This is a genomic window from Enterocloster sp. OA13, assembly GCF_022440595.1.
Lineage (GTDB): Bacteria > Bacillota > Clostridia > Lachnospirales > Lachnospiraceae > Enterocloster > Enterocloster hominis.
Window position 1 is genome coordinate 1,216,643 of the sequence record NZ_JAKNTF010000001.1, and the last position, 24,558, is coordinate 1,241,200.

General features: G+C 51.8%; 22 protein-coding genes and 1 riboswitch. Of the genes, 18 read left to right on the plus strand and 4 right to left on the minus strand.

The window, feature by feature from the left end; all coding sequences use genetic code 11:
- Positions 1 to 137 precede the first annotated feature (137 nt).
- Positions 138 to 992 carry a PhzF family phenazine biosynthesis protein gene (locus MCJ35_RS05295; protein WP_025482612.1) on the plus strand — a complete coding sequence of 285 codons (855 nt, stop codon included), beginning with the start codon at positions 138 to 140 and terminating at the stop codon, positions 990 to 992.
- Between the two features lie 17 nt (positions 993 to 1,009).
- Here MCJ35_RS05295 and MCJ35_RS05300 read toward each other — a convergent pair whose 3' ends face one another.
- Complete coding sequence (locus tag MCJ35_RS05300) at positions 1,010 to 1,879, minus strand: helix-turn-helix domain-containing protein (protein ID WP_240299383.1); 870 nt, start codon at positions 1,877 to 1,879, stop codon at positions 1,010 to 1,012.
- A 378-nt stretch (positions 1,880 to 2,257) separates the two neighbouring features.
- On the opposite strand from MCJ35_RS05300, the gene MCJ35_RS05305 reads away from it, so the two are divergent.
- A complete protein-coding gene (locus MCJ35_RS05305; protein ID WP_008722899.1) occupies positions 2,258 to 2,719 on the plus strand; it encodes a YbhB/YbcL family Raf kinase inhibitor-like protein in 462 nt (153 codons plus the stop codon).
- A 1,123-nt stretch (positions 2,720 to 3,842) separates the two neighbouring features.
- Complete coding sequence (locus tag MCJ35_RS05310; RefSeq protein ID WP_008722904.1) at positions 3,843 to 4,103, plus strand: putative signal transducing protein; 261 nt, start codon at positions 3,843 to 3,845, stop codon at positions 4,101 to 4,103.
- An 8-nt stretch (positions 4,104 to 4,111) separates the two neighbouring features.
- Here the strand turns inward: MCJ35_RS05310 and MCJ35_RS05315 are convergent, their stop codons facing one another.
- The gene (locus tag MCJ35_RS05315; RefSeq protein WP_025482610.1) at positions 4,112 to 4,915 is read right to left on the minus strand and encodes an EcsC family protein; all 804 of its coding nucleotides are present in this window, start codon (positions 4,913 to 4,915) and stop codon (positions 4,112 to 4,114) included.
- 212 nt (positions 4,916 to 5,127) lie between these two features.
- On the opposite strand from MCJ35_RS05315, the gene MCJ35_RS05320 reads away from it, so the two are divergent.
- The 4 genes from MCJ35_RS05320 to MCJ35_RS05335 all read left to right on the plus strand — a co-directional run bounded on the left by MCJ35_RS05320 (position 5,128) and on the right by MCJ35_RS05335 (position 9,204).
- A complete protein-coding gene (locus MCJ35_RS05320) occupies positions 5,128 to 5,577 on the plus strand; it encodes a MarR family winged helix-turn-helix transcriptional regulator (protein ID WP_008722908.1) in 450 nt (149 codons plus the stop codon).
- Positions 5,567 to 6,922: an MATE family efflux transporter gene (locus MCJ35_RS05325; RefSeq protein ID WP_008722910.1), complete on the plus strand. Its 1,356-nt coding sequence runs from the start codon at positions 5,567 to 5,569 to the stop codon at positions 6,920 to 6,922. Before MCJ35_RS05320 ends, MCJ35_RS05325 begins: the two co-directional genes overlap by 11 nt.
- A 208-nt stretch (positions 6,923 to 7,130) precedes the next feature.
- A complete protein-coding gene (locus MCJ35_RS05330) occupies positions 7,131 to 8,309 on the plus strand; it encodes a glycosyl hydrolase family 18 protein (RefSeq protein ID WP_025482608.1) in 1,179 nt (392 codons plus the stop codon).
- A 121-nt stretch (positions 8,310 to 8,430) separates the two neighbouring features.
- Positions 8,431 to 9,204, plus strand: a complete 774-nt coding sequence (locus MCJ35_RS05335) for an inositol monophosphatase family protein (protein ID WP_240299784.1) — start codon at positions 8,431 to 8,433, stop codon at positions 9,202 to 9,204.
- Between the two features lie 75 nt (positions 9,205 to 9,279).
- Here the strand turns inward: MCJ35_RS05335 and MCJ35_RS05340 are convergent, their stop codons facing one another.
- A complete protein-coding gene (locus MCJ35_RS05340) occupies positions 9,280 to 10,410 on the minus strand; it encodes a helix-turn-helix domain-containing protein (RefSeq protein ID WP_025482607.1) in 1,131 nt (376 codons plus the stop codon).
- Positions 10,411 to 10,816: 406 nt separating this feature from the next.
- On the opposite strand from MCJ35_RS05340, the gene ptcA reads away from it, so the two are divergent.
- From ptcA to MCJ35_RS05380, 8 genes are all read left to right on the plus strand, one after another.
- Complete coding sequence (gene ptcA, locus MCJ35_RS05345) at positions 10,817 to 11,833, plus strand: putrescine carbamoyltransferase (RefSeq protein ID WP_025482606.1); 1,017 nt, start codon at positions 10,817 to 10,819, stop codon at positions 11,831 to 11,833.
- Positions 11,834 to 11,859: 26 nt separating this feature from the next.
- Positions 11,860 to 13,266 carry an APC family permease gene (locus MCJ35_RS05350; RefSeq protein ID WP_025482605.1) on the plus strand — a complete coding sequence of 469 codons (1,407 nt, stop codon included), beginning with the start codon at positions 11,860 to 11,862 and terminating at the stop codon, positions 13,264 to 13,266.
- A gap of 55 nt (positions 13,267 to 13,321) precedes the next feature.
- Positions 13,322 to 14,413 carry an agmatine deiminase gene (gene aguA / locus MCJ35_RS05355; protein ID WP_008722920.1) on the plus strand — a complete coding sequence of 364 codons (1,092 nt, stop codon included), beginning with the start codon at positions 13,322 to 13,324 and terminating at the stop codon, positions 14,411 to 14,413.
- Between the two features lie 184 nt (positions 14,414 to 14,597).
- Positions 14,598 to 15,539, plus strand: coding sequence for a carbamate kinase (arcC, locus tag MCJ35_RS05360; RefSeq protein ID WP_025482603.1), 942 nt, complete (start codon positions 14,598 to 14,600; stop codon positions 15,537 to 15,539).
- Between the two features lie 171 nt (positions 15,540 to 15,710).
- Complete coding sequence (locus MCJ35_RS05365) at positions 15,711 to 16,697, plus strand: diaminopimelate dehydrogenase (RefSeq protein WP_008722923.1); 987 nt, start codon at positions 15,711 to 15,713, stop codon at positions 16,695 to 16,697.
- 122 nt (positions 16,698 to 16,819) lie between these two features.
- Positions 16,820 to 16,916: riboswitch (NiCo riboswitch) on the plus strand.
- A 191-nt stretch (positions 16,917 to 17,107) separates the two neighbouring features.
- Positions 17,108 to 17,968: a cation diffusion facilitator family transporter gene (locus MCJ35_RS05370; protein ID WP_034576116.1), complete on the plus strand. Its 861-nt coding sequence runs from the start codon at positions 17,108 to 17,110 to the stop codon at positions 17,966 to 17,968.
- A gap of 125 nt (positions 17,969 to 18,093) precedes the next feature.
- Positions 18,094 to 20,112, plus strand: a complete 2,019-nt coding sequence (locus MCJ35_RS05375; protein WP_025482599.1) for a molybdopterin-containing oxidoreductase family protein — start codon at positions 18,094 to 18,096, stop codon at positions 20,110 to 20,112.
- A 77-nt stretch (positions 20,113 to 20,189) separates the two neighbouring features.
- On the plus strand, positions 20,190 to 20,396 hold the full coding sequence (locus MCJ35_RS05380; RefSeq protein ID WP_008722930.1) for a DUF378 domain-containing protein: 207 nt from the start codon (positions 20,190 to 20,192) through the stop codon (positions 20,394 to 20,396).
- An 88-nt stretch (positions 20,397 to 20,484) separates the two neighbouring features.
- On the opposite strand, the gene MCJ35_RS05385 is transcribed toward MCJ35_RS05380, so the two are convergent.
- The gene (locus MCJ35_RS05385) at positions 20,485 to 21,357 is read right to left on the minus strand and encodes an AraC family transcriptional regulator (protein WP_025482598.1); all 873 of its coding nucleotides are present in this window, start codon (positions 21,355 to 21,357) and stop codon (positions 20,485 to 20,487) included.
- Between the two features lie 210 nt (positions 21,358 to 21,567).
- Here MCJ35_RS05385 and MCJ35_RS05390 point away from each other — a divergent pair, with 210 nt between their 5' ends.
- From MCJ35_RS05390 to MCJ35_RS05400, 3 genes are all read left to right on the plus strand, one after another.
- Positions 21,568 to 22,515 carry a Gfo/Idh/MocA family oxidoreductase gene (locus MCJ35_RS05390; RefSeq protein WP_025482597.1) on the plus strand — a complete coding sequence of 316 codons (948 nt, stop codon included), beginning with the start codon at positions 21,568 to 21,570 and terminating at the stop codon, positions 22,513 to 22,515.
- Positions 22,516 to 22,597: 82 nt separating this feature from the next.
- Positions 22,598 to 23,491: a DUF1266 domain-containing protein gene (locus MCJ35_RS05395; protein ID WP_025482596.1), complete on the plus strand. Its 894-nt coding sequence runs from the start codon at positions 22,598 to 22,600 to the stop codon at positions 23,489 to 23,491.
- Between the two features lie 33 nt (positions 23,492 to 23,524).
- Entirely contained in the window at positions 23,525 to 24,505 is a 981-nt protein-coding gene (locus tag MCJ35_RS05400) for a Gfo/Idh/MocA family protein (RefSeq protein WP_025482595.1), read from the plus strand.
- Positions 24,506 to 24,558: the final 53 nt, after the last annotated feature.

Genomic DNA, 24,558 nt, shown 5'->3' on the forward strand with positions numbered 1-24,558 from the left:
GTGGAGCATATGCCATATAAGATATCCTTGACATTATATTAACCGCATGAGAAAATGATGAAATGTGAAAAAGGATAGGAGGACCCCGGATTATCACAGACATCCATGAGAACCGGGCAGTGGGAGAGGATATGATTATGAACGTAAATGTTTATGTTGCAAGTGCATTCAGTAAAGATGATATGGGCGGAAACCGCGCAGGCGTGGTGCTTGCGGGGCCGGATCTGAATGAGGCGGAAAAAACCGGGATAGCATATCAGTTAGGGTATCCGGAGACAGCCTTTGTGTCGGAGTCAGGGCGTGCTGACCTGAAACTGGAATATTTTACACCCACAGGGGAAGTCCCCTTGTGCGGTCATGCAACCGTGGGCACGTTTGTTGTGCTGAGGCATTTACATATGTTAGATAAACCGTGTTACACCATCGAGACGAAATCAGGTATCCTGCGGGTCACTGCCGGTGAGGACGGCCTGATCCTCATGGAACAGAATGCCCCGCGTTTTTATGAAACGCTGGATAAGGTTGATTTACAAAGGTGCTTCTGTCCGGACATCATTGCGGATGACATGCCTGTCCAGATTGTCTCTACCGGATTAAAGGATATACTGGTCCCCATAAGCAGTCCGGCGGCTTTAGGGGATATGATCCCTGATTTTGCGGAGGTTTCCAGGCTGAGCCGGGAAAAGGACTGCGTGGGTGTCCATGCCTTTTCGCTTATGAAGGAGGCGGGAGAGTTGACCGCGGTATGCAGGAATTTTGCCCCTCTCTATGGAATCAATGAGGAATCCGCAACCGGCACCTCCAACTGTGCCCTGGCCTGCTACCTGTACCAATACGGTTTGAGGCAGTCCCGGTATGTGTTTGAGCAAGGACATAATTTAAACAGCATTTCCAGGATATACGTCCATGTGGAAGGTGACAGCCATGCTGTCTCAGGAGTCCGTGTGGGCGGATACGGATATGTGGATGGCAGGAAGAATGTTGAGGTTTAGGGACAACGGCGGAATCCCTATATAATAGGAAGCCAATATTCAATCAGGCTTTTCCCATCCGCGTCCATATCCTCGCCATATCGTGCGAAATCATATGGCGCATGCCCATTCAGACGGCAGGTGGACTGTGGAAACCATGTCTTGTAGATATAATCTGCCACCGGCTGTAAGCTGTCCGTGCTCCTGGCCCTGAAACGGAAGATGACATATTTTCCGGCAGGAAGTTCCTTTGCCTCCATTCCCGGGGGAAGCCTGCCGGGCTGAGTCTGTTCTGATGCGGCATAGTAGTCAAAGGCAGGCTGTCTGTCCGCATCCGCATCCCATTTCGTGTAATCATTAAGGCCAACCAGGAAATCAGGATCCTTCCGGTTGGGGATTGTGTGCTTTGCGGCGTGGAGCCTGCGCCAGCACTGTCCTATGACAAAGAAGCCAAGGCGTGTGTTTTTCTTATATCCAGCCAGGTATATGGGGCCGCTTTCCATTGTGTGTATATCCATTATCCTGTCTCCCCTCAGTGCATCTGTCCCGTCTGCGGTAAACTTAAGCTGCAGGGGATGGAAGTCCCCCTTTTTCCTGAATGCCCTGGGACTGGTTCTGAACAGCGCCCTGAACCCCACTGTAAAAGCTTGCTGGCTGCCATACCCTGCGGACAGGGCAATGTCCATGACAGGCCGGTCCGTGAACACCAGCTGCCTTGCAGCCTCGGTCAGCCGCCGCCTCTGGATATAGGTGTGCAGGGAAAGCCCGGTAATGGATGTGAACATCCGGCTAAGATGGTATCTGGAATACCCGGCTTGCCGGGAAATGCTTTCTGAGTCCAGCCTGTCCTCCAGATGGCTGTCAATGTAATCAACCACTTCCTGGATAATCTGTATATTCGTTTTCATACTTCATCCTCCTGTATGATTCGATGATATTATTATAATACATCCGGAATGGTTATGTTTCACATTTTGTGCTGGGTCTGTCATATCCTTACCCTTTCAACCTTATCAGGCTCATTCGATACGATATAATAAAAAATAGTTATTTTTTTAGCCGGTTACGTCTTTTCTATAAGCTGAAAACCGCATGGTTACTGGGTTTCTTGTAAAATGGGCATATGTGTAAAGCGACAAAATAGTTCACAATCGGTGCCCGGATATACAAAAAGAGTTATGGACAGTAACATGAAGTTATGATACAAAATGAACTGTTTGACATTTCCGCACGCTGATATTAGAATGGAAATGGTTAAGTTGTGTAGCATTTGAGAGGGAAAGCGAATGGATTATTTAATGATTACATCTCCCTGTTTTGAACACGGGGGGATGATTCCAAAAGAGTATACCGGATATGGAGCGGACGGATCACCCGAATTGGTGTTGACTGGTTTAAGCAAAGATGCTGTATCTATCGCAATTATTATGAATGATATGGACCATCCAATACCAGCCTATAATCATTGGGTCATCTGGAATATTCCCGCCATATCTGTAATCCCAGGGAATATCCATCATGGGGAACAAGTGAGCTCTTTAGGTGGTGCCGTGCAAGGACTTGGCTATGGAAAACACCGGTATCGAGGACCAAAGCCGCCATTTCAGTGGTCACATATGTATCACTTCAATGTGTTTGTGCTGGACTGTTTTCTTGATTTGCCCAGTACCTCCAGGAAAAAGGATTTAATGGAAGCTATGCAAGGGCACATTTTGCAGCAAGCTGTTTTAGCAGGGCACTATAGATGATGTGCGCCTTATTGGGTAAGAGTGCCTTCGTCGGATAAGGCGAACGACAGAATTTTGTAATAAACGGAGGTTTTGCATTGAAAAAAACAACGAAGTCTTTTATCTTTTGGTGTCTAATCATATCTGTTTTCGAGATTTTTATGCACCAAATCGGACAAGATTCAAAAAGCATTGTACTCATTAGATTTAACCCATTACTGAATATAATCGCTGACTCCCAAGGCCCATTATATAGTTTAATGGACTCTGGTTTGCAAGTGCCATGTAATACGATTACTGGCCAAATATCTATCTATTGGTATATTGGCTTAGTTTTAACTTTTTTGCTTTATGGTATTGTCTTAGATGGAATAAAAATGCTATTTCGCAAAATTACCCACAAAGACAAATAGATTGACGTAGTACGCCTTATTGGTATAAGGCACCCCAATCCCCCGATAAGGGCCGCTTTCGCTGCCTTGCTAAACGCTCCGCCTGTGGAGCGGCTACTCGCCCTTGCGGGCGCTGAAAGACGTTAAACCTTACCGCCTGGGAAAAAGGTGTGTCTCTCATATTTGAAAGCGTCCGGAGGATGCGTAGCCGCCCCGTAAGGGCGGTGAAAAGGGCCGTCGCTGGCGGTTCTTTTCTGGTTTTGGGGTCCGGTCCCCAACAAGCGTTTTGCAGGAGTGCATATACTCCTGCCCTGCTTGCCACGATTGTTTTGTATGGGATTGGTACATCGGCCACGCATGGAAATAGCCCAGGCATGTGACGGCGCCAATCTCACGTCAGGGAGATCATGCGGAACGATAGAAGCATGTTTTCGGGGATTCAGGATTAATCATACAGGCCCCTCGGTTAGGCACCCGCAAAGGCCGTCCTGCCTCTTGCGGTTTCGGGATAAGTATGGTATACTATGCACATCAGCAGGTCGGACAAGGGCGTGCTGATTTTATATTTCGTGGTGCCCAACTTTACAAAACCATGTAATGCCCATTTCATGTGGGTTTGCGGGGCCTGACCATGGAACAATCTGTCATCTTATGGCGACTGAAATAGCTATACAGGCAATGAAAAATATCAATGGAACCACAAAAAACAATCTGGAAAATAAGACGGATATACAGCGAAAGGGGGAACGGCCATGATTACGGTTTTTAACAGGAAAGAACTTCTTGTCACCTATTCCATGGAGCTTCAGTCCAAGGCCAGGAGCGCCCTTGAAGGGTGCGGGATTGACTATATTGTGGACACGGGCGGCACTGCCGCGCGCAATATAGGTTCAGGGCCGATTGGGGTGGACCGGTTGGGAAGCAATCCCTCCTGCTCATGTGAATATAAGATATATGTGAACAGAAAGGATTATGAAAAGGCCCAGGCGGCATTGGCCGGTAAACTGAAATAGGGTGGATACTATCTACAGATACGTTCCAGGAAACGGCGCTTGTATTTCATTTCCGCGTAATCCGTGATTTTCTTCATATACACCGCGTCATACATTCCGCCAATCACCCCTGCAACCGGGATTCCCTGGAGAAACTTCATATATAAGAGTTCATGGGAGAGTGCTTCTGCTGTCAGACGTATCTCTTCCTTTTTATCCAGTCCGGCAAAGGCCTGGTCAGGGGAAAGGGATACGGATCCTGTAATCATCCGGTTCAGTCCTTCATCAGCCATGATCCGTTCTTCCCCTGATAAAAGGGGGGTGCGGATTAACCGTAGGATAAAACACTGCTCGCCGGCCGTATCATAGGTGAAGCCATAGCTGAGGGCAAGTTCGTAGATTGCCTTCAGGATCATTCCCGTGAACAGGGGAATATCGGGCAGCCCGATACCAAGGACGCCAAGCCCCATACCGCTGGCGCCGGATGCCAGGAGGTTGACGGCCTTGCTGTTTTTGGCATTTTTTGAAAATGCCTTCAGGTTTTTCCTGCTTTCTTTCAGGCCCACGGCGTAAGCGTTGACCTTGTAAGCCATCTCGCGATTTTCTTTGTGGTATGTTTTCTCTATGACGCCGGTTCCCTTTTCAAACACCAGTTCAAATGCCTTACAGAATGCCAGGTCAAGGGTAGAGGACAGTCTGTCAGGCACAAACCGTTCCAGCTGACGGTTTAGGACAGGCTGTCTTTCTTTTCCTGCGTTCAGGAGGAAGCGGTCCTCCTGCTTCTTAAGCGCGGCCCACTCTGCTTCACGGGCCGGTTTCCTTCTAAATCTCATGCTATCACCTCTGCTTTTCAGGTTAAATCCAAATCATTCCTGCTGTCTGATATGATACCACAAAAACCCGTGAATGGGAAACAGATGGGAAACTGTTAAAACTATTATGGACATTATGCTTGACAGACACATGAGAAGCCGTTATAATGGTTGATTGTTGCAACTGTTGTATAATGCAATTAATTACACGTAATCATGAACCGGGAGGAAGCATGAACCAGTATATAGGAATATACCGCCGTTGTGAGCTATTATATATACGGACTGAGTTGGAAAAGTATGGACTTCAGCCTCTGGAGGGGAAAATCCTTATTTTTTTGCGCAAGGGATGCTGTACCCAGGAGGATGTATGTATCCATTTTGACATGGATAAGGGCAGGATTGCCAGGAACCTGTCGGAACTGGAGGAGAAGGGGCTGGTCTGCCGGGTTGTGAATGAAAATAATAAACGGCAGAAGCTGGTAAGCCTGACCTTGCAGGGGAATCAGATCCTGTCTGAGATAGACAGGATTTTTGAAAAATGGGATGCTGTCTGCTTTTCCGGTTTTACGGAGGAAGAACGCTGTCTGTACCAGGATTTTGTCAAGCGCATTGCCGAAAACGCCATGGAATACAGACACAATCAAATCATTCAGAGGGAAGGAAGTACATATGATAAATAACCTGACAGAGGGGAAACCTTTAAAACTACTGTTTTTCTTTGCAATTCCCATGGTGGTGGGAAACCTGTTCCAGCAGCTTTACAACATGGTGGATTCCATGGTGGTGGGCCGGTTCGTGGGCGAGGACGCCCTGGCCGCGGTCGGCTCATCCTTTCCGGTGGTATTCCTTTCCGTGGCTGTGGCGGCCGGACTTTCCATGGGATGTACCGTTGTCATCTCCCAGTTCTTCGGAGCCGGGAAAATCAGGGAAATGAAGGTGACGGTGTCAACCGCCCTCATATCCCTTGGCGTAATCGGACTTATCATCATGGGCATCGGGGAACTGTCCTCCTTTCCGCTGCTTAAGCTTTTGGGAACGGACCCGGATATCATGGCGGATTCCCTGTCGTACCTGAGGATTTATTTTGGCGGTGCAGTGTTCCTTTTCCTGTATAATTCCCTGAACGGTATCTATAACGCCCTGGGTGACAGCCAGACCCCGTTAAAATTCCTGATGGTGTCGGCCCTGACCAACATTGTCCTGGACCTGCTGTTTGTCATTAAGTTCAATATGGGGGTGGCCGGGGTGGCATGGGCAACCCTGATTGCACAGGGGCTGTGCGCATTCATCTCATTTTTCGTGCTGGTTGGCCGGCTTCGGAGGATGGAGGATGAGCCTTGCGCCAGGGGAAGGGATTTTGCCTTTTTTGACATGGATGCCGCAAGAAGGATTGCAAAGGTAGGGGTTCCCTCCATGCTACAGCAGTCCATTGTCTCTGTCAGCATGATGATGATGCAGGGACTGGTCAATTCTTACGGAAAAGTATTTGTGGCAGGTTACACGGCAGCCACTAAGATTGATACCCTGGCCATGCTGCCGAACATGAACTTTTCTAACGCAATGTCCAGTTATACGGCCCAGAACATCGGGGCAGGGAAGGTGGACCGGGTAAAGCAAGGGTATAAATCCTGCATGTTCATGGTTTTCATATTCTCTGTAATCATCACCCTGCTCATCTACCTGTTCGGACCCCAGCTTCTGGGACTGTTCCTGAAGCAGGGCTCCGAGGGCAGCGCCATGAGCTACGGCCTTAAATATATGAAGACCGTATCCGTGTTCTATCTGCTGATGGGCGCACTGTTTGTGGGCAACGGCCTGCTGCGCGGGGCAGGGGACATGGGGGCGTTCATGCTCAGCTCCGTCGTCAACCTGTTTGCGCGCGTGGCAATCGCTTACCTGCTTGCACACTACATAGGCGCCAGCGCTATCTGGTGGTCCATTCCTACGGGATGGGCAATTGGATTCATATTCTCCCATCTGAGGGTTAAGAGCGGGAGATGGATGTCCAAACGGCTGGTGGATTAACCGGGAAATGATGCTCAGATGACTGATGGATTAACCGGGAAATGATGCTCAGATGACTGGTGGATTAACCGGGAAATGGATGTTCAGACGACTGGTGGATTAACCGGAATTTGGGCAGGCCGTCCTTAACTGCGCAGTGGATACATTTCCGTATTAGGATTGCCTGTTGCTGCATATAATTCAATAAATACAGGCTCAGGAGCGCGCTTTGGATATATATGTGGTAAAACAGGGAGACAGTGTGGATTCCATTGCAAAATCATACAATATTCCTACAGAAACATTATTATGGGACAATCAGATAGAGTACCCATACCGCCTGGCCGTTGGCCAGGCTCTTTATATTTCTGACGGTAATACGGTGGAGGGGAGGAAACTGCTCTATACCAGCGGATATGCGTATCCGTTCATCAACGAGGAGGTCCTGGAGGAAACCCTGCCGTATCTGGATGGGATGAAGGTATTTTCCTATGGCTTTACCCTGGAAGGGGAATTAATCCCGCCCATCAGCGATGACGCGTGGATGATAGGGCGGGCGCAGCAATGGGGGACGCGGCCCATCCTGACACTGACACCCCTGGGGGAAGACGGGCATTTTAATAATAATCTGGTATCGGCCCTGGTGCGCAGCCACGAGCTGCAGCAGCGGATCATATGGGAACTGGGCAGGACCATGCAGGATAAAGGCTTTGGCGGTCTGGACATCGACTTTGAGTATGTGCTGGCCGATGACAGGGAGGGGTTCGCCGCATTTGTGGGCCTGGCCACCAGGGTCATGAACCTGTTTGGGTATCCGGTCAGCGTTGCCCTGGCCCCCAAGACCTCGGCTGAGCAGAGGGGACTTTTGTATGAGGGGATTGATTACGCCCTTTTGGGGTCGGCTGCCAACCGCGCCATGCTGATGACCTATGAGTGGGGATACAGCCAGGGTCCGCCCATGGCCGTGGCTCCCATCAACATGGTGAGGCGGGTGGTGGATTATGCGGTCACCGCCATTCCAAGGGATAAGCTGAGCCTGGGCATACCTAACTATGGATATGACTGGGCCCTTCCCTATGAGCGGGGCGTGACCAGGGCCAAAACCATCAACAACCATGAGGCGGTGCAGCTTGCCATTGATTTCGGTGTGGATATCCGGTTTGATGAGACTGCCATGTCACCCTACTTCCGGTACTGGCAGTATGGAGTCCAGCATGAGGTGTGGTTTGAGGATGTGAGGAGCATCAAGGCCAAGTTCGACCTTATCAGGGAATATGGGCTGTCAGGGGCCGGATACTGGCAGCTGATGAGCCTTTTCAGGGCCAACTGGCTGATGCTGAACGAGATGTTCTACATTGAAAGGGAGTGGCCTGTGATGGAACGGCTGGATGGGGCAGATGGAACATAAGGATATTGCGGCAGATATGGGAGGTGGGGAAACCGCATTGTCTTGCTGAATCCTTTCATTGTGGTATAATAGACCAATACGGATTGATAGGATGGATGACACGGCAGGAGGGCATATGGGAATGAAGATTGACGCGGCAAAGGTGATGGAACTGGTAAGGACGGTCAAACCACTGTTCCTGGACCATGAGCAGGCAGCCAGGATTGAGGTCAAAGGTCTGGCTGATTTTGTGACCCAGGTGGATTTTAAGGTGCAGGAGATGATTCAGGACGGGCTTATGCAGCTGTATCCGGATATCCAGTTCATGGGCGAGGAAAAGGATAACAGCGACATTGATTTTACCGGGCCGGTGTGGATCCTGGACCCTGTGGACGGAACCACCAACCTGATACATGACTACAGGAACAGCGCATTGTCCCTTGCATTTTGTGACAACCGGCAGCTGGAACTGGGAATCATTTACCAGCCCTATACCGATGAGATGTTCCATGCCGTCCGGGGAGGCGGGGCGTGGCTTAACGGCAGGCCTATCCATGTGAGCCGGGTGGATACCATGGAGCGGAGCCTGATAGCCATTGGCACAAGCCCTTATGACCATGGGCTGGCGGACAGGAATTTCAGGGATTTCAAAGAGGTGTTCCTGCGCTGCTCCGATATCAGGAGGAATGGCTCCGCGGCCCTTGAACTTGCCCATGTGGCCTGCGGCCGCACGGATGCATATTTTGAGCAGGTGCTACGGCCCTGGGATTTTGCGGCAGGAATGCTGCTGGTGCAGGAGGCAGGGGGAACCGTGACGGATTATGATGGGGAACCGCTGGATGTTTCAACGCCGTGCCAGGTGGCGGCGGCTAATGGCCTGATTGGGGAGGAACTGCTTGTAATCCTGGGGAAGTGATAGGACAGACGGTAAGATGATAAGAGAATAGGATGAAAAGAGAATAAGATGATATAATCAGAAGACATGCCAGGCTTACTTCCAGGGCATGTCTTTCTGATATTCAAAATAAACCCTCAGGAGCTGGCTGCGCTTGGTCACATTTACCTTCTGGAAAATGTTGTGCACATGGGTCTTGACCGTACCGATGGAGATGAACAGCGCGTCGCTGATTTCCTGGTTGTTTTTATCCGTGAGAAGAATCCTCAGGATATCCTGCTCCCGGGAGGTGAGCTGGTAGTGGCTGGCAAAATGAAGGAATACGGTGTTGCTGTCCGGCCCATCCGGCTGGATTTGCCCCTTGCTGTCAGCCTGTCCCTGCGTTCTGCCATCCGGGAGGGTGGAGGTGGGCGTCCCGTCCTTCGTCATCACCTGCGTCCCATCCTCCGTCATCACCTGCGCCCCGTCCTCCATCATGGCTGTCCTCCCGGTATCCGCTGCGGGAGCCGTGCTTCCGGCCATGTCCGGGGCCTGGATTTTAATGAGCGGACCCTGCAGCTGCCGGGTCAGGTATGCAAGGGCATACACTGAATACAGGATGCTCATCATGTCCTCAGAGAGGCTGCGGTTGTTGATCTTGACCATGATATCCGAGTAGACGTCAAAGGAAAAGATGACGATGGTGTCTTCAGCCAGTATCAGTAGGGAAAAAACAGCGGTGATCCAGAGCAGGCTTTTATAGGCATGCATTTCCCTGTCCAGCTCCCCGGGATGCTTTTTCAGGTACAGCAGTCCGGAAACGCTCAGATACAAGGTAAAGAGCTGGGCCGGAAGATAGTAGAGCCATACCTTGAACGCGCCGTATCCCGCAGTGGGGATGAACAGGAGGCTGAGTCCTAAAAGCACCAGCGCGGCTGTATCCCGGTTCTTTGGGCGCCGGGAAAGCACCTGATGCTGGATGGAAACCAGGCAGAAGGAGGTTACCAGGAAAATCAGTGTCTTAAAGGCAGGCGCACTCATGAACTGCAGGTCATAGCGGACAGAGAACCCATCTAAGAATTCAGTCATGTAGATAATGATGTTGTCAAATATATAAAAAAGGAAGAGAACGGCGGTTGCGGCAGTCAACGGCCTTTTTTTGTGCCTGTAATTAATGATGCAGAAGGTAAGAACCACTGTATAAAGAACAATAAGGAAAATGTTGTAAATGAAAATCAGTATATCCATGAAATCCTCCTCTGACATGCTGCTGTATCCGGCAGTTAAAATATATCAAAAAACAGAGGATTTAGCAAATTGTTTCTTTGGATGAATTGAAAGAAAGTTGTGCATTATGCATAAAAAGTTTAGGGAAGTTTAGTTGGTTTATGATGAAAGTATGAATAAAATCATCCTTTTTCATGAGGGAAAAGGAAGGGGGCATATATCTGCGAATCCATCCCGGGGATGATTTTAAACCCTGTCCCAGGGCGCTATGATGATATCACAAGGCGCCGGACACAAGAAGCCTTAGGACGCACCCTGTATGTGATTCATAAATACGCTTATGATCCATAACAGGATTCGCATCCATAACAGGCTTCACCTCCGGACGTAGGAAAAACAAAAAACATATTATTAGGAGGAAATGAACATGTCAGTAAAGGATTTCATCGACACAAACGAATTTACCAAGGAGGAGCTGATGGACATCATCAATCTTTCATTAAAGATTAAGAGGTGCATCAAGGCCGGTTACTATCCACAATTATTAAAGAACAGATCCCTGGGCATGATTTTCCAGCAGTCATCCACCAGGACAAGGGTTTCCTTTGAGACAGCCATGGAGCAGTTAGGCGGCCATGCGCAGTACCTGGCGCCGGGACAGATCCAGTTAGGAGGACACGAGACAATCGAAGACACAAGCGCTGTGCTGTCCCGTCTGGTAGATATCCTCATGGCACGTGTGGACCGCCATAAGAGTGTGGCAGACCTGGCTAAGAACGCAACCATCCCGGTTATCAACGGCATGTCTGATTATAACCACCCGACTCAGGAAATGGGCGATCTGTGCACCATGATTGAGCATTTACCGGCAGGTAAGAAATTAGAGGATTGCAAGGTGGTATTCGTAGGCGACGCCACCCAGGTATGCGCTTCCTTAATGTTCATCACCACCAAGATGGGAATGAATTTCGTACACTTTGGACCGGAAGGCTATCAGTTAAATGAAAACCACAGGGCAATCGCAGAGGCAAACTGCAAGGTGAGCGGCGGTACCTTCCTGGTTACGGATAATGAAGATGAAGCCCTTAAGGATGCGGATTTCGTGTACACAGATGTATGGTACGGCCTGTATGACGCAGAGCTTTCCGAGGAAGAGAGGATGGCTATCTTCTATCCTAAATACCAGGTGACCCCTGCCATGATGGCCAAGGCCGCGCCCCATGTGAAATTCATGCACTGTCTGCCTGCCTCCAGAGGGGAAGAGGTTGTGGATGAAGTGATCGACGCTGGGTATTCCATTGTGTTTGACGAGGCTGAGAACCGCCTGACCGCCATGAGGGGACTGCTTGTATATTTCCTGGGACAGGCTGAGAAAAAAGCGGACGAAGAGGAAAAAGCAAAGGCAAAGGCTGACCTGGAAGTATTCTTAAAAAAGGCGCTGTAATTTAGCATGAAAAGGGGGCAAGACACATGGCTGAAACACACGGAAAGAAAAAATTTAAATTGACAGATGCAATCCTGTCCGTTATCTGCGTCGTATTCGTGGCAGAAGCAGCGGCGCCGGTGGCTGCAATCGGAAACTCCCAGTATTTCTGGTGGATTTTCCTCATGCTTACCTTCCTGCTGCCCTATGGGCTGATTGCCTCGGAGCTGGGCACTACCTATGACGGGGAAGGCGGCCTGTATGACTGGGTGAGAAAGGCCTTTGGCGCCAAATGGGGAACACGGGTTTCCTGGTATTACTGGATTAACTTCCCGTTGTGGATGGCATCCCTGGCAGTTATGTGCCCGGAAATGCTCAGTATCATCATCGGACATCCCATTGGGGTTATTCCCTCATTAATCATTGAACTGGCATTTATCTGGGTGATTGTGGCTATCAGCTTTTTCCCTGTGTGCGACAGCGTGTGGATCCTCAACGGCGCTGCCCTGATTAAGGTGCTGCTGGCTGTGATTGTAGGCGGACTTGGCATATACGGGGCAGTGACCCATGGAGTGGCCAACGAGTACACGGCGGCTTCCCTGATGCCCAGCTTTGATGCGAAGAGCCTGTCCTTCATATCCGTCATCCTGTTTAATTTCCTGGGGTTCGAGGTGGTGTGCACCTTTGCAAACGATATGGAGAATCCCAAAAAACAGATTCCACAGGCCATTGTTTCAGGCGGCCTTGTGATTGCGGCAATCTACATATTCTCTGCCTTTGGGATTGGCGTGGCCATCCCTACCGCTGAGGTCAGCACCAGCAGCGGCCTTATTGACAGCCTTCAGCTGCTGACCGGTAAGACCGGCGGGCTTTTCATCTCCATCATGGCAGTCATGTTCGTGCTCACGCTGTTCGGCAATATGATTTCCTGGTCCCTGGGCGTGAACAATGTGGCCAGCTATGCGGCTGAACAGGGTGATATGCCAAAGGTATTTGCCAGAAAGAGCGTTAAGAACGGTATGCCGGTGGGAGCTGCCGTGATGAACGGCATTGTGGCCAGCGTGGTCGTGGTCATTGCGCCCATCCTGCCTAACCAGGATCTGTTCTGGAGCTTCTTTGCACTGAACCTTGTAATGTTCCTGCTGGCATACCTGCCCGTATTCCCGGCGTTCCTGAAGCTGCGGGCCATTGACCCGGAAACGGAGCGGCCCTTTAAGGTGGGGGGAAGCAGGGCATTCTTAAAGGTGCTGGCAGCCCTTCCCATGATCATGATTGTCATATCCCTGGTATTCATTGCAGTGCCCATGAGCTTTGACGCCCAGACATTAAATGAAGTGCTGCCCATTACCATTGGATCCGTCGTGTTCATCGGCGTAGGGGAAATGCTGGCAGCCAAAAAGGGGAAGGGACTCAGGCCCGGCGGGGCTGCCATGGAAAAGGCGGCGCAGCTGTAAGAAAACGTGAAATAAGGCATAAAAATAAAAACAAAATGAGAGGAAGGTATTTTACATGAAAACATATACAACTACCCCAAAACAGGACGGTTTCAGGATGCCGGGAGAATTTGAGCCGCATGAGGGCTGCTGGATTATCTGGCCCGAACGCCCGGATAACTGGAGACTGGGCGCCAAACCGGCCCAGAAGGTGTTTGTGGAGGTGGCAAAGGCCATCAGCCAGTTTGAGCCGGTGACCGTGTGCGTAAGCAATGCCCAGTATGACAATGCCAGGTCCCAGCTTCCTGAGGATGTGCGTGTGGTGGAAATGTCCACAGACGACTCCTGGATCCGCGACTGCGGCCCCACCTTTGTGACCAACGGGTCTGAAGTCAGGGGCGTGGACTGGTCCTTTAACGCCTGGGGCGGACTGGTGGACGGGCTGTATTTCCCATGGGATAAGGACGACCATGTGGCCAGGAAGGTCTGCGACATTGAGCGCAAGGACAGATACCGTCTGGATGACTTTATCCTGGAAGGCGGCTCCATCCATGTGGACGGGGAAGGGACCCTGATTGTCACCGGGGAGTGCCTTTTAAGCGAGGGCAGGAACTCCCATCTCACAAAGGAAGAAATCGAACATGTGCTGAAGGAGTACCTGAACCTGGAGAAGATTATCTGGATTCCATATGGCATTTACAATGACGAGACAAACGGACATGTGGACAATATCATCCACTACATTGCCCCGGGCGAGGTCATCCTTGCATGGACCGATGACAAGGAAGACCCTCAGTATGATATCTGCCAGAAAGCATACGCCGTGCTCAGCTCTGAGACGGATGCAAAGGGACGCAGTCTTAAAATCCACAAGCTGATGCTTCCCAAGAACATCCTCATCACAAAGGAAGAGAGCGAGGGCGTGGACGCTGTGGACGGGACGCTTCCGCGTATGGAGGGCGACAGGCTGGCTGCTTCCTATGCAAACTTCTATATCGCCAACGGCGGCGTGGTATTCCCTATGTTCGGTGACGAGAACGACGAGAAGGCCAGAAAGACGCTGGAAGAATGTTTCCCGGGCCGCAAGGTAGTCGGGCTTTACGCCAGGGAAATCCTGCTGGGCGGCGGCAACATCCACTGTATTACACAGCAGCAGCCTAAGGCATGAGCCATTGCGCACAGAGGATAGGGATGCCGGACTGGACGTAAGGACAGGTAAGGATAGCGGACAGGCAGAGATGGCGGACAGGAAAGGATGGCTGACAGAAAAGGATGGCTGACAGAAAAAAATAGCTGACAGAAAAAAATAGCTGACAGAAAAGAATAGCTGACAAAAAGGGAGAGGGTACATTATGTCAAGAATCGTAATAGCCCTGGGCGGCAATGCCCTGGGCAATACGCCGAAGGAGCAGCAGGAGCGCATTGACAATGCGGCTCCGGCCCTTATCGGCCTCATAAAACAGGGCCATGAAATCATCATCAGCCATGGCAACGGCCCCCAGGTGGGGATGATACGCCAGGCATTTGACACGGCCAGCGCGGTGGATGGGAAGGTTCCGGCCTTTGACCTGCCGGAGTGCACGGCCATGAGCCAGGGCTACATCGGATTCCACCTGCAGAAAGGGATTAAGAAGGAACTGCGAAGGGAAGGCATGCCGTGGCATGTGGCGACCGTGGTGACACAGATTGTGGTGGACAAGGAGGATCCTGCCTTCTTAAATCCAACCAAGCCAATTGGCAGTTTTTATTCAAAAGAAGAGGCTTTAAAGATGATGGAGGAAAATCCGGGCCTTTGCATGAAAGAGGATGCAGGCAGGGGATACCGGCAGATGGTGGCGTCCCCAAGGCCCATGGATATCGCGGAAAGGGATTCCATCTTAAACCTCCTGGACCATGAGTTCATTGTCATTGCCTGCGGCGGAGGCGGGATTCCTGTGATCCTTAATGAGAACGGGGATTATGAAAGCGTGCCTGCCGTCATTGACAAGGACTTTGCGTCTGCCAAGCTGGCGGAACTGGTGGATGCGGATTACCTGTTCATCCTCACGGCGGTGGACCGTGTGGCGGTCAATTACGGGAAACCCGGCCAGCGGGAACTGAAGGAAATCACGGTGGAGGAAGCTCAGGGATTATGCAGCCAGGGCCACTTTGCACCGGGCAGCATGCTTCCCAAGGTGGAGGCTGCCATGGAATTTGCACGCAGCAAAAAGGGCAGGAATGCGGTCATCGCATCCTTGGAAAAGGCACCGCTGGCCATGATTGGGGAGAGCGGCACCAGGATAGCCCTTGGGTAATCAGATGGAGGATTTAGTGCTCAGATAAAGGCAGCCCTATATAGGGACAGCCCCATGGGAGATGTGGGTAATCATATCTCATCGGGGCTGTAAGGAAATCTGCTTGCCATGAACCACTGACTTATAGTATAATTTACAAAAATTAAATCCAATACAAAGGAGTGTTCTTACATGGCAATCAGAGTTGGAATTTTAGGATATGGTAATCTGGGAAGGGGTGTGGAATGCGCGGTTAAACACAATCCGGACATGGAACTGGCGGCTGTTTTTACAAGAAGGGATCCGCGCAGCCTGACCATCCTGACAGAGGGGGCAAAGGTTTTATCCGTGGATGATGCGCCTTCCATGAAGGATGATATCGATGTGATGATTCTCTGCGGAGGCAGCGCCACGGACCTTCCGGGACAGACGCCGGACATGGCAAGGTATTTTAACGTCATTGACAGCTTTGACACCCATGCCAACATCCCGCAGCACTACGACGCGGTTGACAAGGCCGCAAAGGAGGGCGGACATGTGGGAATCATTTCCGTGGGCTGGGATCCTGGCATGTTCTCCCTGAACCGCCTGTATGCCAACGCCATCCTGCCGGGCGGGAAGGATTATACCTTCTGGGGCAAGGGCGTGAGCCAGGGGCATTCGGATGCCATCCGCCGGATTGAAGGGGTAAAGGATGCCAGGCAGTACACCATACCGGTGGAGGACGCCCTTCAGGCAGTGAGAAGCGGGGCAGGGCCGGACCTTACCACCAGGCAGAAGCATACCAGGGAATGCTTTGTGGTGGCAGAAGAGGGCGCTGATAAAAAGGCCATTGAAGAGGCAATCGTGACCATGCCCAATTATTTTGCCGACTATGACACAACCGTCCATTTCATATCGGAAGAAGAGCTGATGCGAGACCATGCCGGGATTCCCCATGGCGGATTTGTCATCCGCACGGGAAGGACGGGCTGGGAGGATGAACACAGCCATGTGGTTGAGTACAGCCTGAAGCTGGACTCCAACCCGGAGTTCACCGCATCCGTCATAACCGCATATGCCAGGGCCGCGTACAGGCTGAGCCGTGAAGGGCAGACTGGCTGCAGGACCGTATTCGACATTGCGCCTGCATATCTTAGCGCCCAGGACGGGGCTGAACTGAGGAAACATCTGCTGTAAATGCAGACAGGACTTTATCATGCACCAATCCCTCCCATTCCTCATACCATAATACAAACGGATATGGGGATTGGATGACATCCATTCCCGCCATCCGTATCTATTGCACTGCATATATTGCTACAGTACAATCTGATCAGGCCTTAAAATGGATGGAACATCCATGGAGGAGCCGGGCCGCTTTAGCGGCAGCAGGTAGGAAACACCTGCGGGACAGTCGTTTACTCGTATTGTCCCGCAGGTGTTTTTTTATTATCCGGGCCGTGTACTGTTTTATGGGAGGGAAAGTTATGACAGGAACTGAGTTCACAGGGGAACGCCTGATAGGGAAATGCCGTACAGGGAAATTTCATATAGGAGGGCACAACCATACAATAAACCACGGACCGGGCGGGCATAAAGATACCGCCATGCACGTCTCAAGGGTCAGCATTGCAGTGAACATGGTCCTGACAGCCGGAAAGCTGGCAGCCGGGATCCTGGGCCACTCCCACGCCATGATATCGGATGCAGTCCATTCCGCGTCGGATGTGTTCAGCACCCTCATCGTGATGGCAGGGGTTACCATGTCTGCCAAACAGTCGGATAAGGAACATCCCTATGGGCATGAGCGGCTGGAGTGCGTGGCGGCGCTGTTCCTTGCCTTCATCCTGTGTGCCACGGGGCTGGGAATCGGCTTTGGCGCGGTAAGGGAGGTGATATCAGGGGAAGTGAAGGATGCGGCCATACCAGGGCTTATGGCCCTGATGGCAGCCATTGTCTCCATCGTGGTAAAGGAGTGGATGTACCGTTATACCATAAAAGCAGCTGATTCCATACACTCCAGCGCCTTAAAGGCGGATGCATGGCATCACCGTTCCGACGCCCTGTCCTCGGTGGGGGCGTTTGCGGGCATATGCGGGGCGCGGATGGGGTTTGCCTTCATGGACCCGGCTGCCAGCATTGTAATCTGCCTATTCATCTGCAAGGCGTCCCTGGATGTGCTGCGGGACGCTCTGGACAAAATGGTGGATAAGGCCTGTGATGAGGAGACGGAAAAAGCCATAAAGGGAACTGTGCTCACATCCCCCGGGGTGGTGCGGATTGACGGCTTAAAGACCCGGCTGTTCGGCCCCAGGATGTATGTGGATATCGAAATCGCGGTGGACCCTGACCTTAACCTGCAGCAGGCCCATGCCATTTCAAGGGAGGTACACGATACGGTGGAGGAACAGTTCCCCCAGGTAAAACACTGCGCTGTCCAGGTCAACCCCCTCAACAGGGAAGGATAGGGAATCCCGGAAAAAGGAATGGATTCTGTTTGACGGACAGACCGGAATTATCTATACTTAGAGCATATCTGAAAGACACTTGGAAAAACAGATTAAAAGTATGAAACAGGAGAATATGAAATACGATGACAGAATGGAAAAAAACAATATGCCCTTATGACTGCCCCACCTCCTGCGGCCTGCTGGTGAAAACGGACGGAACCCGGATATTGGAGGTAAAAGGGGATCCGGGCCATCCTGCCTCCCATGGACTGATCTGCAGGAAAATGCACGGTTATGCGGATTCCATCCATTCCCCCAGCCGGATCCTCACGCCCATGAGGCGGGTAGGGGAAAAGGGGGAAGGCAGGTTTGTTCCTGTTTCCTGGGACGAAGCCATATCGGAGATAACCGGAAGGTGGAAGGAAATCCTCAGCCGGGACGGAGGGGATGCCATCCTTCCGTTTTACTATTCAGGGGTCATGAGCGTGATCCAGCGCAAATGCGGGGATGCCTTTTTCAACAGGATGGGGGCATGTTCCCTGGTCAAGACGCTTTGTTCCTCGGCCAAGGGAGCCGGATATGAGGCTGTCATGGGCCACACCGGATGCCTGGACCCAAGGGAGCTTAAGCACAGCGATTTCCTTCTGATTTGGGGCAGCAACATGAAAGCCACCAGGATCCAGTCCATGCCGGCACTGGACAGCGCAAGGAAGGCTGGGAAACGGGTGGTGCTGATTGAATCATGTGCAGAAGATATGGCGCCCTACTGCGATGGGACCATTCTTATACGGCCTGGTACGGACGGCGCCCTTGCACTGGCCATGATGCATGTGCTGGTGAGGGAAGGCCTGGCTGCTGAAGATTATCTTCGTGAATGGTCCTGCGGCTGGCCTGGGTTTAAGGAGACATTGCCCGCCTATACGCCTGTGTGGGCAGAGGGGATAACCGGGATCCCGGCAGATGTGACAGAGGCACTGGCCATGGAATATGGACGGGCCTCCCGGCCCGCCATCATACTAGGAAGCGGTCCTTCCCGCTATGGGAACGGCGGTATGACCGTGCGCCTGATTACCATACTCTCCGCCCTGACCGGGGCATGGGGCAGGCCGGGAGGCGGGCTGTGCGGATGCAATCCCGGTATCGGTCCCTGTGTGGACGATACCATTGTGACGCGGCCTGATTTCAGGACAAGGCAGGGCAGGAAGGTAAACATCAACCAGCTGGCCCAGGCGCTGAACGGGAGTCATGGGCAGGATCCCATTCAAAGCCTTTATGTGTATGGAAGCAATCCGGTGGGGTCGGTAAGCAGCCAGGCGGAAACAGTGAAGGGGCTTATGAGACAGGACCTGTTCACGGTTGTCCATGAGCGGTTCATGACGGACACGGCCAGGTATGCGGATATCCTGCTGCCGGCCACATTTTCCGTGGAACAGCCGGACTGTTATCTGGCCTATGGCTACTGTACCTTTGGTACGGCTTATAAAGTCCTGGAACCGGCGGGACAGTGCAGGAGCAACTGGAACACGTTCCGGCTTCTGGCCGGGGCAATGGGATATGAGGAAGCGTATTTTAAGAAGACTGAGGAAGGGATGGTGGAAGAACTGCTGGCCCATCCCGGACCAGGGCTGGCCAAAGCAACCGACAGGGAATGGGATATCCTGGAAAAAGGCGGCGTCATCTCCACGCCCTTTGCGGACCACATGGACTTTAAGACGGAGACAGGGAAAATCATGATTGTGAACCCGGGCCAGCCTGAACCCATGCCGCGGTATACATCCGCCCACGGCGGGGAATACCCTCTGCGGCTCATTGCCGTACCCAGTGGATATACCCTCAATTCCATTTTCCTGGAACGGGAGGACCTGACCGGGAAACGGGGTCCCATGAAGCTGATGCTGCACCCTCTGGATGCGGCTGGGCGCAATATCGGGGATGGGGATAAGGTGATTGCATATAACGACCTGGCCCAGGTGGAATTTACGGCCAGCCTTACCCCCTGGGTGGCCAGGGGCGCGGTGGCTGTGGCCGGGGTATACGGTATGTCCCTGTCCGGATCCGGCCTGCTGGTCAACGCCCTTCACCACCAGCGCCTGTCCGATATAGGGGAAGCGACCACGTTAAATGACAATACCGTTGAGGTCCGTCCTGCATTTCATCATTAAATGTATAAAATACCATTTTCAGGTACATACTGTTATTGGGTATAAGCCAAATGTCCACAATAAGGAGGTTAACATCTATGGGAAATAAGGCTTTAGATTGTACAGCCCTGACAGTAAGCCTGATTGGGGCGATTAACTGGGGACTGGTTGGATTTTTTAACTTTAACCTGGTATCATGGATTTTCGGAAATGCTTCCTGGATTACCAGGGTCATTTATGCGCTGGTCGGGCTATGCGGACTGTATCTGATTACATTCTATTCACGTACAGGACAGGAAGCATAACAGGATACAGTAAAGGCAGGAACCTGTGGGGAATCGGATTGCCAAGGCAGACCGGTGCATCCGGGTTCCTGTTTTCGTATGTTCCTATTTATGGTACCGTATCCCCTCTGATTCTGTTTCGGTACTCCCTGGGTGAGAGTCCGGTCAGCTTCTTAAACACATCGCCAAAGTAGTTGCCGTCCGAAAACCCGCAGGCAATTGCAATGGAAGTCACTGTCCCATCTGTGTTCCTCAGCAGGTCGGACGCCTTCTGCACCCGGATATAATTTACATATTCCTTAAAACAGAATCCGGTGGATGCCCTGAACTTCCGGGAAAAATAAGTGGGGCTCATATTGGACATGGCAGCCATGGCATCCAGCGTCAGATGTTCCCTATATTGGAGGTTGATATACCGGGCCGCCTTCACGATTGCCGCCTCCGAGTCATTGAGGGAGTCCTTTTCCTGCTGCGTATCCTGGCAGCGTCCTATGAGGACCAGGATTTGGAAGAGCAGGCTCTGCTGCTGTACGTGGGAATAGGCATCCTCCTGTCCGTTTTCGTGGGACAGATGGCCTAACAGGCCTTCTATCCCGGGGCGCAGGGGCTGGGGGATGGCAATACGGGGATTTAAGAAGACGCGCTCAAAGCCTTCCCGTCCGCAGGACGCATGGAAGGCATCGGCCTCCTCCTTGGTAAAATACATATCATACCGCTCAGCCTGCAGCCCTTCCTCATACAAGGCCCTGTGGATCTGAAGCGGCGGTATGATGACCGCATCACCTGGCTTCAGGTAATAAATATCCTGGTCAATGAACATTCTGCACTGTCCGGAGAGCAGATAATATATCTCATAATAGGAATGGTAGTGGGGACGTTTCATGACATAGCTGGATGAACGGCGGATCCGGCTGATCTGGATGCTGTTTTTAGCGGCCGGACCGTTTTTTGCAGCTGATATTCTGTGCGGATGAATGGCCATCTGTGATTCCTCCCTGCTGATATGTTTCCCTCATCTGTCCGCCCCTCCATCCTGGCAGAGGGTGAAGGCAAAAAAACTGTAGTTAATCCTGAAAAACATATAAAATCCGTATTAATTGCTGTATTTTTGTTATATCATAAGGTCACAAAACAGTAAAGTGAAATCATCTGAAACAACAGGATGGACTCTGAAAAGAAATGGGGAATCAGTATGATGCGTTTGTTTAGATTAGGAGGGGACACAGGGACCGGATCAGGGGCCAGGGAAGTATCAGGGGATGGGATCATGGATGCGGATAGGGTGCTGGCGGCAGTGCCGGCAGTGGATGCAGTGTATGTGAAGCATCCGGGACATCTTACGTTTCAGGGGGCCAGGCGGCTTTTGTCCGGGGGGATACATGTGATAATGGAAGGGATATCCGGCTTTGACCGGGCACAGGTACTGGAGTTACAGATGGCGGCCGATGATGCTGGCGTTGTCTACACAGAAGCCTTTAAGGCAGCAGCCAATCCCTGCCTTCACGGCCTTAAGGGGGAAATGCACCGTCTTGGACGCATTAACCGCATGACATTCATGTCCTGCGCCCGTACGCCGCGTCATGAGTGCAGGGAAGAAGCGGCGGATACGCTGCCTGCGCCAGATCTTGCCCATGGGGCGCTGGTGGAGCGGGGGGCCGACTGTATTTTCACCATGATTGCATGCTTTGGGATACCGGAACAGATTCAGGCAGAACCTATTTTCTGTGAAAACGGCATGGACATTGCCGGAAGCGTGCAGGGCAGGTATGAGGGGAAAGGATGTAAAGGGGCGGAGGCCGAAATCCTCTATTCCCAGGTGTCCGCAAGCCATGTGCCCAGCCAGATCAGAGGGGAAAAAGGAAGCCTTGTCATACGCAGCATTGCAGATCCGTCGGAACTGTGTTTTTACGGCCGGGATGGGGAGAAGGAAGTGCTGGCCCTGCGCACATCTCCGGTCATTACGGATGAAGAAATCAGGACGTGGATTGCCAGGGCCTGTCTGGGAATTCATTCCCGTCATCGGTATGTCCCGCTTCGCGGCATATCTGGCCCAAAGGATGGGGGAGGCTATGGGGAATGGCGCCAAAACGTGCTCATGACCCATGAGGTGATGGACAGGATCCGTTCGCAGGTGTTATAATGAAAGTCAGTGCACCGGCGCTGGGGTGTGTTGGAAACTTTCTTTCCGCCGTGGGCACCAGATCTATCAATGGAGGCGGGATATGAGGAAAGCGGCAAAAGCAAAGGGGATATTGGCACTTACGTTACTCTGTTCCCTGTTCCTGTGCATCACTGCATATGGTAACTGGAAGAATGAAGGCGGCCAATGGCACTATTATGACAAAAACGGACAGATGGTGTGCAATGATTTCAAAAAGTCCGGCAATTCCATGTTCTATCTGGATGAAACCGGCAATATCGCCAGGAACTGTGAGAAGGTAATCGGCAATTACCTGTACCGGTTTGATGCAGACGGGAAGTTCACGCGTTCCAGGCTGGGAGAGGACGGCCAGCCGGAGTACCTGGAAGGGGATTACGCCCTGAACCACCGCCAGCAGTACCTGAACAAAAAGGCCAACCCCTATAACGACAACCAGGTGGTACAGTGGTTTAATGCCACCTACGCCATCCTGACAAAGCATAACAGCTGTAATATCCGGGCCTATGGCGGTGAACTGCTGCTGGCTGGCGTGGAGGGGGAGGACGATGGCAGCTCCGACAATTCAATAAAGGAAAGGAACAGGAAAATGCTGTCAAAAAGCTGGGGGGTCACTGACCGGGCCAGCGCGGACGCGGCCCTTCTGCGGCTGCTGGAGTCAGGCAGGGCCACCGGCTCGGCATGGGATTACAGCCGCGCCATGTCAAACCTGGGATTTTACTATCTGGCGGGGTATTATCCCATCACCGAATCCTTGGACCGTTCCCTGGAGGTTGCCAGAACCATACAGCAGACCTATGGCTCCTGGGATGAATTCATTGCCAGCTACCTGGCAGGATACCATGCCTGGGCCGGGGATGAGGCGGAAAACAGGGATTTAATCTATGAGGGGCTGAAGGGAAGTGCGTTTAACCCCTATGCTGTGGACTGGAACCTGGAACTTAAGAAGACCTGGTAGATATCATGAACCGGAATATGGAGGAAACAGAATATGAGATGGGGCATCATGGCAACCGGAACAATCGCTGCAAAATTTGCAGACACGGTGATGAAAATGGGAGGAGAAGAGCAGCTGACAGCCTGCGGCTCAAGATCCATGGAAAAGGCGGAGGAATTTGCAGGAAGGTACGGTATCCGGCATGCATATGATTCCTATGAGGCCCTTGCGGCGGACCCGGAGGTGGACGCTGTTTATGTTGCCACGCCCAACAACCTGCATTTTGACAATTGCAGGCTGTGCCTGGACGCGGGGAAACACGTGCTTTGCGAAAAGCCCTTTACCACCAGCGCGGACGAGGCCAGAAGGCTGTTCGGCATGGCAAAGGAAAAGGGGCTGTTCATCATGGAGGCGTTCTGGATCCGCCACCTTCCGCTCTTAAAGAAGATGCAGGAACTGATAAAAGAGGGCGTGATCGGGGATGTGGTCTATGCCAGAAGTGATTTTGGGTTTACCGCCCAGGGCGCCAGGAAGGACAGGAAGTTTGATTCCGCACTTGGGGGAGGCGCGCTTCTTGACATCGGGATCTATAACCTGGGATTCATGCACATGGTGATGGGGGATACGAAGCCTTCAGGCTTTACGTCCAGCTATCATATCAATGAGTATGGTACGGATGATTTCAGCTCCATCCTGTTGACTTATCCAGGAAACCGCACCGCATCCGTAACCGTGTCCATAGGCATGGCAATGCCGAGGGAAGGGGTTGTGTACGGTACGTCCGGCTCCATCCGGCTGCCGGATTATCAGATGGCTGAGAAGATGGTTGTATGCCCTTACGGCGGACAGCCCCAGGAAATCTGCATTCCCTTTGAAATCAATGGGTTTGAATACCAGATCCGGGAAGCCAGCCGGTGTGTGAAGGAAGGCATGTACACCAGCGATGTGCTGAAGGAAAAGGATACGCTGGCCGTACTGGAACTGATGGATGGAATACGGGCATCCTGGGGACTTAAGTTCAGCTGCGAATCATAAAGACTCAATAAGAAATAAGAAAATATTTCCGGCTTCCACCCTTGATTCTGAAA

Excerpts from the sequence above, each read along its gene's own strand:
- MCJ35_RS05295 (WP_025482612.1), top strand. The coding sequence starts at position 138 with ATGAACGTAAATGTTTATGTTGCAAGTGCATTCAGTAAAGATGATATG.
- MCJ35_RS05300 (WP_240299383.1), bottom strand. The coding sequence starts at position 1,879 with ATGAAAACGAATATACAGATTATCCAGGAAGTGGTTGATTACATTGAC.
- MCJ35_RS05305 (WP_008722899.1), top strand. The coding sequence starts at position 2,258 with ATGGATTATTTAATGATTACATCTCCCTGTTTTGAACACGGGGGGATG.
- MCJ35_RS05310 (WP_008722904.1), top strand. The coding sequence starts at position 3,843 with ATGATTACGGTTTTTAACAGGAAAGAACTTCTTGTCACCTATTCCATG.
- MCJ35_RS05315 (WP_025482610.1), bottom strand. The coding sequence starts at position 4,915 with ATGAGATTTAGAAGGAAACCGGCCCGTGAAGCAGAGTGGGCCGCGCTT.
- MCJ35_RS05320 (WP_008722908.1), top strand. The coding sequence starts at position 5,128 with ATGAACCAGTATATAGGAATATACCGCCGTTGTGAGCTATTATATATA.
- MCJ35_RS05325 (WP_008722910.1), top strand. The coding sequence starts at position 5,567 with ATGATAAATAACCTGACAGAGGGGAAACCTTTAAAACTACTGTTTTTC.
- MCJ35_RS05335 (WP_240299784.1), top strand. The coding sequence starts at position 8,431 with ATGAAGATTGACGCGGCAAAGGTGATGGAACTGGTAAGGACGGTCAAA.
- MCJ35_RS05340 (WP_025482607.1), bottom strand. The coding sequence starts at position 10,410 with ATGGATATACTGATTTTCATTTACAACATTTTCCTTATTGTTCTTTAT.
- ptcA (WP_025482606.1), top strand. The coding sequence starts at position 10,817 with ATGTCAGTAAAGGATTTCATCGACACAAACGAATTTACCAAGGAGGAG.
- MCJ35_RS05350 (WP_025482605.1), top strand. The coding sequence starts at position 11,860 with ATGGCTGAAACACACGGAAAGAAAAAATTTAAATTGACAGATGCAATC.
- aguA (WP_008722920.1), top strand. The coding sequence starts at position 13,322 with ATGAAAACATATACAACTACCCCAAAACAGGACGGTTTCAGGATGCCG.
- arcC (WP_025482603.1), top strand. The coding sequence starts at position 14,598 with ATGTCAAGAATCGTAATAGCCCTGGGCGGCAATGCCCTGGGCAATACG.
- MCJ35_RS05365 (WP_008722923.1), top strand. The coding sequence starts at position 15,711 with ATGGCAATCAGAGTTGGAATTTTAGGATATGGTAATCTGGGAAGGGGT.
- MCJ35_RS05370 (WP_034576116.1), top strand. The coding sequence starts at position 17,108 with ATGCACGTCTCAAGGGTCAGCATTGCAGTGAACATGGTCCTGACAGCC.
- MCJ35_RS05375 (WP_025482599.1), top strand. The coding sequence starts at position 18,094 with ATGACAGAATGGAAAAAAACAATATGCCCTTATGACTGCCCCACCTCC.
- MCJ35_RS05380 (WP_008722930.1), top strand. The coding sequence starts at position 20,190 with ATGGGAAATAAGGCTTTAGATTGTACAGCCCTGACAGTAAGCCTGATT.
- MCJ35_RS05385 (WP_025482598.1), bottom strand. The coding sequence starts at position 21,357 with ATGGCCATTCATCCGCACAGAATATCAGCTGCAAAAAACGGTCCGGCC.
- MCJ35_RS05390 (WP_025482597.1), top strand. The coding sequence starts at position 21,568 with ATGATGCGTTTGTTTAGATTAGGAGGGGACACAGGGACCGGATCAGGG.
- MCJ35_RS05395 (WP_025482596.1), top strand. The coding sequence starts at position 22,598 with ATGAGGAAAGCGGCAAAAGCAAAGGGGATATTGGCACTTACGTTACTC.
- MCJ35_RS05400 (WP_025482595.1), top strand. The coding sequence starts at position 23,525 with ATGAGATGGGGCATCATGGCAACCGGAACAATCGCTGCAAAATTTGCA.